At 37.0% G+C, this 305-nt stretch carries 1 protein-coding gene; it reads left to right on the top strand.

The window, feature by feature from the left end; translation table 11 throughout:
• The first annotated feature begins 119 nt into the window (after positions 1-119).
• Entirely contained in the window at positions 120-299 is a 180-nt protein-coding gene (locus ACWIX0_RS14385) for a hypothetical protein (protein WP_454174643.1), read from the top strand.
• The last annotated feature ends 6 nt before the right edge of the window (positions 300-305 follow it).

Below are 305 nucleotides of genomic sequence, written 5' to 3'. Positions count from 1 at the left end.
CCTAAAACCCCTTGCAAGCAAGACAAAAAGCAAACAAAAGCAAAATCTACCCAAAGCACACCACAAGCACAACAAAAAGCAACGCAAAAACAACAAAAATACCAAAAAGAGATTTTCGTTTGCTACGCAAACTCAATATGACAAAAATAGCAAGTCTAAGTATGATACAAACAGGGATATTTCGTTTTTCTACGAAACCTCGCAACGACAAAAATGTCGTCATTGCGAGCGAGTTTGACAAAATCCGCGTGGCAATCTATGATTCTTGTCATTTTGAGCGAAGCGAAAAATCTCTATAAAAACTA

It is taken from the genome of Helicobacter sp. T3_23-1059, assembly GCF_053654515.1.
The sequence above is the reverse complement of the archived record's forward strand: the minus strand, read 5'-3'. Positions and strand labels throughout refer to the sequence as shown.